Genomic DNA, 4,661 nt, shown 5'->3' on the forward strand with positions numbered 1-4,661 from the left:
GACGAGCAGCTCGTCGGCGAGCTGCTGCGCGATCTTGCTGCGGCCGCCGACCATCACCGCGCCCGGAAGGCCGACCAGCGCGCCGCGCCCCCGCTGCCGGCGGCGGAGCAGCTGCCGGACGCCGAGCGCCGCGCAGAGCACGCTCACGGCGATCAGCAGCCACAGCTGGTACCGGACCGCCGTCCGGTACACCGTGCCGATGTTGGACCCCGCCAGGTAGCCGAAGGCGGACCAGACGCCGACCCAGAGCGCCGCGCCGAGCACGTTGAACGGCTGGAACCGCCGCCAGCCCATCTCGGTGGTCCCGGCGATGATCCCGTTGGTCTGGCGCAGCACGTCCACGAACCGGGCGACCGTGACGACCTTGCCCCCGTGCCGGGCGAAGAACCCGTCGGCGCGCTCCATCCGGGCAGGGGTGAGCATGACGTAGCGGCCCCAGCGGTGGACGAAGGCGCGGCCGCCGGTGCTGCCGATCAGGTAGCCCAGGCTGTTGCCGACGACCGCGGCCGCGAAGGCGATCGCCACCACGGCGGCGAAGCTGAGGTGCCCGGCGCCGGCGTAGACGGAGGCGAGCACCAGGATGGTCTGGCCGGGGGCCGGGATGCCGCAGTTGTCCAGCAGGACGAACAGCGCCACCGCCGGGTAGCCGTACTCGTCGAGCAGCGGCGCCAGGCCGGCGAGCGCCCCGGGCAGTGCGGGTTCGGGCGCGGACACGTGACTCACCACCCCGCGCCGCAGGAACGCGGGGTGGCGGCCGCCAGGGTCAGCGGAGCATCTCGCGGGGCTCGATGTTGCAGTCGGGCCCGGGGTAGATCAGGCCTGTGTGGCCGTCCTCGAAGCGGACCACGTACGGCGGCTGGCCCTCGGCGCCGCGCACCTCGATGATCTCGCCCTTCTGGTCGACCATGCCCACCGACCTGCTGTGGATGTGGAGCTGGTCACCTACCGCTGCATGCATGGTCTGCTCCTCGGGGTTGTGCGGCTGCAGTGGCAGCTGTTCTGCTTCCACTGTGCTGCCGGGGGCGCGGGGCCGCAACGGCTCGCGGCCGGCGGTCCGGGCCGGTCCGGGGCGCGGCGGGTGTGCTCAGCAGGGCGGGAGCGTCCCGGAGAGCTGCTCGGCGAGGTAGCAGCGGACCAGCCGTTTGCACTCGGCGATCAGCGCCGGGTCGCCGTCCGGGGCGCTGCGGAAGGCGAGCTTGAGCACCGCGTCGGCCGCCTCCAGGGCGACCCGAAGGCCCAGGGTGAGCGTCACCGGGTCGGCCGCCGCGAACACCTCGCCGCCGAGGGCCTGGAGGCGCAGCGCGACGGCCGTGTTGTTGTCCAGGTCGGCGTCGATCAGGTGCCGGTCGTCGCGGACCCCGGCCGGCACCACCGCACCGGCCAGTCCGAAGTCCACCTGGCCGAAGCCGGGCACGGTCCGCTTCATGGCCACGAACTCGTCCACCGCGAGGTCGGTGAAGCCGGCGGGGCCGACCGTGGACTCGGCGAGCAGCCGCCGGTCCAGCCGCTGCAGGTAGTGGTCGAGGTTGCGGCCGGCCAGCGCGGCCAGCAGGTCCTCCTTGCCGGCGAAGAACTGGTACAGCGTGCCGATCGGCACCTGGGCGCGGTGCGCGACCTCCTTGGTGGTGAGCGCGGTGGCGCCGACCTCGTCGAGCAGCCCGGCGCAGGCGTCCAGGATCCGGCCGTAGCGTTCCTGGCTGCGCTGCTGTACGGGCCGCCGGCGGCCGGGGGCGGGTTGTCCGGCAGCCTGGTGACTCCTCGTGTCCGCGCTCATGGGGCCACTGTGCCGCATCGGGCGTACCACGGGCCAATCATCGACGTGAGCGTTGCTCACGTTCAGCGCTCCGTAGCCGAAGCGCCGCTCGTGCGGCTAGTGCTCCTCATGCTTCTAGTGCTGCTTGTCGGACCCGTGTTGCCGGCCCCCGCCGGGTCGGCCATGCTGGTCGGCGTGATCACGGCCGGGCCCGGCCGGGGCACGGGCGCCTCCGCCGTCCGTGTACAGGCCGCCGGGCAGGGAGGACAATCGGCAGCACAGGGCGGGGAGTTCCGAAGGAGGCCGGCATGAGGAGCCTCAAGCACCGCTATGCGGTGACCCTGCCCGGACCGGTCGGCGGGCACGGCCCGCCGGACGTCGTCGTGGTCCACGCCACCGACGCCGTCGGCCCCGGTGGACAGAAGGTCTGGGAGAACGCGGACGGTGATCTGCAGGTGGAGATCAACGGTGAGGTGGCCACGGTCCTCGCGGCGCCCGCCGGTGGGAGTCTGCACCCGTGCCTGCACGCGGTGCGGCTGCCGTGACGCCGTTCCCGGACGGCCGGTGGCCCTCGGTCACCGGCCGCCGCTCGCCGCCATCGCCTCCCGGACGGTGAGCAGGCAGGGATCGCAGTAGCGGTCGGGGGAGGAGGCGGCCGGCGTCGCCTCGTCCGGCCGGGCGCCGTCCAGCGCCGGCATGACGCGCTGGGACGGTTCGAGGAAGCGCCCGCAGAGGGACGCCGTGGCGTTGTCCTTGGCCACCACGTGCCACACGACGCCCGGCGGGGAGACCGCAGGGTCGTGCTCGGCCCACATCTCGTACACGGGGCAACCTCCCGGATGGTCGGGGCTCGGTCACTCCATGCAACCCCGTGGCCCCCGGATCGGCCACCGGGCCGAGGCCGCCGCGCGGCGCGGTCAAGGCCCAGCCGGCCCGCTGCCGGCCGGTGCGCCCTCGACGTTGCGGGTCATCCGCTCCAGGACGGTGACGGCGGTCCGGTACTCCTCGCGGGTGATGCCGGCCATCGCCGACTCGCGGAAGGCGGCGACCCGGTCGGCGGCGGCGTCGAGCCGGGTGCGGCCGTGCTCGGTCAGGTCGAGGCGGTCCGGCGCGGGGCGGGCCGCCCAGCCGTCGGCGAGGACGGTGTCGACGGCGGCGGCCGGCTCGGCGGGCCCGGCGTTGGCGGCCAGGACGGTCAGCACGTCGCGGTCGGTGGCGTCGGCGGTGTCCCGGACGACGTTGAGGACCTGCCAGGCCAGGCGGGTGAGGCCGGCGTCGGCCAGCATGGTGTCCAGGGCCGTGTGCGGTTGAGCCAGAAGCCGATGGGCGTCATGGGGGGGCGTCCTCCGGGACGGGTGGGGGGTCAGTGCCGGGTGAAGGCGGCGGCGTTCTCGCGGGCCCACTGGGCGAAGGTGCGGGCGGGGCGGCCGAGGAGCGTCCGGGTGGTGTCGTGGACGGTGGCGGGGCCGTGGTCGGCGGCCTCCCAGAGGTCGAGCAGCGAGGTGACCATCGGGGCGGGCATGTGGTGGCCCAGCTCCTGCTCGGCCTCGGCGCGGGTGATGTGCTCGACGGGGATGTCGCGGCCGACGGCCTCGGCGAGCACGGCGAGCTGCTCGCGGAAGGTGAGGGACTCGGCGCCGGTCAGGGTGACCGGGCGGCCGGTGAGGGAGTCGCCCGAGGGGGAGTCGCCGGTCAGGGCGGCGACGGCGATGTCGGCGATGTCCTCGGGGTGGATGGGCGCGATGTGCGCGTCCGGGTAGGCGAGCCGGACCGGCAGGCCCCGGCCGATGAAGTGCGCCCAGCCGAGGGCGTTGCTGGCGAAGGCGTCCGGGCGCAGGAAGGTGCAGGTGAGGTCCGAGCCGGTGAGCGCGCGCTCGACCTGGAGGCTGTGGCTCGCGAGCGGGTCGTTCTCGGCGTCGGGGCCGAGGACGGAGGACGAGGAGAGCAGGACGACGTGCTCGACGCCGGCGGCCTCGGCGGCCTCGACGAACGCGTGGATGCCGGCGGGCTGGGGGTAGAGGAAGACCTGGCGGACGCCGCGGAGGGCGGCGTCGAAGGTCTCGGGGCGGTCGAGGGCGAGCCCGGCGGTGCCGACGCCGTCCGGGACGGTCAGCCCGGCGGGGGCGGCGCTGGCGGAGCGGACGGCGTGACCGGCGGCGTGCAGGCGGCCGATGACGGCCTGGCCGACCTTGCCACGGGCGCCGGTGACGAGGGTGGTGGACATGGGGAGTGCTCCGTTCGATTGCTGGTGCCGGCGATCCGCCGATCACTGCTTGAAGACATATGCATGATTTCATGCATGTAATTGAGCGTCAACACATGCCTTCGCCGGATCATCGATATCGGTAGGATCGGGGCATGACGAAGCACGAGCCGATGACGGCGGACGAGCTGCTGGATGCCGTGGGCCCGGCCTTCGGGCGGCTGCGGCGCTCCTCGCTCCTGGAGGTGGAGGACCCGATCTCGCAGAAGGACCTCACGCGCACGTTGGTGCTCAGGATCGTCCAGGACGCCGAGCGGGAGGACGCCGGCGAGGTCACCGTCGGCGCGGTCGCCCAGCACCTGGGCGTGGACCCGTCGGTGGCCAGCCGGATGGTCTCCGACTGCATCGCGGCCGGCTACCTGGTCCGCGCCGCCTCCCAGCGCGACGGCCGCCGCACCGTCCTCCACCTCGGCCCAGACGGCCGCGAGCTGATGGCCCGGTTCACCCGCCACCAGCGCGCCGCGTTCGAGTCCATCACCGTGGACTGGACCGAGCACGAGCGGCTCGAGTTCGCCCGCCTGATGCTCAAGTACGTCGACTCCCAGGACGCCCTCCGCGACCGCCTGCCGCGCTGACCGGGCGCCGGCCCGGCCGCCCCGGGCAACGCCGGAGGCCCCGGCCGCTGCGGTGCGCGCAGCGGCCGGG

Annotated in this window: 8 protein-coding genes; 2 read left to right on the top strand and 6 right to left on the bottom strand. The window is 74.2% G+C overall.

The features are described 5' to 3' along the window. The 3 genes from ABZ885_RS35760 to ABZ885_RS35770 all read right to left on the bottom strand — a co-directional run. Positions 1–714, bottom strand: a 714-nt coding sequence (locus tag ABZ885_RS35760) for a DedA family protein (RefSeq protein WP_360198349.1), incomplete at its 3' end; no start/stop codon positions are given. Positions 715–763: 49 nt separating this feature from the next. Beyond that, positions 764–958 (bottom strand): DUF1918 domain-containing protein, encoded by a 195-nt coding sequence (locus ABZ885_RS35765; protein WP_360198352.1) that lies wholly within the window; start codon positions 956–958, stop codon positions 764–766. A gap of 126 nt (positions 959–1,084) precedes the next feature. Continuing rightward, positions 1,085–1,774, bottom strand: coding sequence for a TetR/AcrR family transcriptional regulator (locus tag ABZ885_RS35770; protein ID WP_360198355.1), 690 nt, complete (start codon positions 1,772–1,774; stop codon positions 1,085–1,087). A gap of 287 nt (positions 1,775–2,061) precedes the next feature. On the opposite strand from ABZ885_RS35770, the gene ABZ885_RS35775 reads away from it, so the two are divergent. Beyond that, complete coding sequence (locus tag ABZ885_RS35775; RefSeq protein ID WP_360198358.1) at positions 2,062–2,298, top strand: DUF6296 family protein; 237 nt, start codon at positions 2,062–2,064, stop codon at positions 2,296–2,298. A 30-nt stretch (positions 2,299–2,328) separates the two neighbouring features. Here the strand turns inward: ABZ885_RS35775 and ABZ885_RS35780 are convergent, their stop codons facing one another. From ABZ885_RS35780 to ABZ885_RS35790, 3 genes are all read right to left on the bottom strand, one after another. Beyond that, the gene (locus tag ABZ885_RS35780; protein WP_360198361.1) at positions 2,329–2,577 is read right to left on the bottom strand and encodes a hypothetical protein; all 249 of its coding nucleotides are present in this window, start codon (positions 2,575–2,577) and stop codon (positions 2,329–2,331) included. Positions 2,578–2,670: 93 nt separating this feature from the next. Beyond that, the gene (locus ABZ885_RS35785) at positions 2,671–3,039 is read right to left on the bottom strand and encodes a MarR family winged helix-turn-helix transcriptional regulator (RefSeq protein WP_360198364.1); all 369 of its coding nucleotides are present in this window, start codon (positions 3,037–3,039) and stop codon (positions 2,671–2,673) included. Positions 3,040–3,116: 77 nt separating this feature from the next. After that, positions 3,117–3,977, bottom strand: a complete 861-nt coding sequence (locus tag ABZ885_RS35790; protein ID WP_360198367.1) for an NAD(P)H-binding protein — start codon at positions 3,975–3,977, stop codon at positions 3,117–3,119. A 134-nt stretch (positions 3,978–4,111) separates the two neighbouring features. On the opposite strand from ABZ885_RS35790, the gene ABZ885_RS35795 reads away from it, so the two are divergent. Next, a complete protein-coding gene (locus ABZ885_RS35795; RefSeq protein ID WP_360198370.1) occupies positions 4,112–4,591 on the top strand; it encodes a MarR family winged helix-turn-helix transcriptional regulator in 480 nt (159 codons plus the stop codon). Positions 4,592–4,661 lie beyond the last annotated feature (70 nt).

It is taken from the genome of Kitasatospora sp. NPDC047058 (assembly GCF_040643935.1).
Classification (GTDB): Bacteria; Actinomycetota; Actinomycetes; order Streptomycetales; family Streptomycetaceae; genus Kitasatospora.

Excerpts from the sequence above, each read along its gene's own strand:
- ABZ885_RS35765 (WP_360198352.1), bottom strand. The coding sequence starts at position 958 with ATGCATGCAGCGGTAGGTGACCAGCTCCACATCCACAGCAGGTCGGTG.
- ABZ885_RS35770 (WP_360198355.1), bottom strand. The coding sequence starts at position 1,774 with ATGAGCGCGGACACGAGGAGTCACCAGGCTGCCGGACAACCCGCCCCC.
- ABZ885_RS35775 (WP_360198358.1), top strand. The coding sequence starts at position 2,062 with ATGAGGAGCCTCAAGCACCGCTATGCGGTGACCCTGCCCGGACCGGTC.
- ABZ885_RS35790 (WP_360198367.1), bottom strand. The coding sequence starts at position 3,977 with ATGTCCACCACCCTCGTCACCGGCGCCCGTGGCAAGGTCGGCCAGGCC.
- ABZ885_RS35795 (WP_360198370.1), top strand. The coding sequence starts at position 4,112 with ATGACGAAGCACGAGCCGATGACGGCGGACGAGCTGCTGGATGCCGTG.
- ABZ885_RS35785 (WP_360198364.1), bottom strand. The coding sequence starts at position 3,039 with ATGCTGGCCGACGCCGGCCTCACCCGCCTGGCCTGGCAGGTCCTCAAC.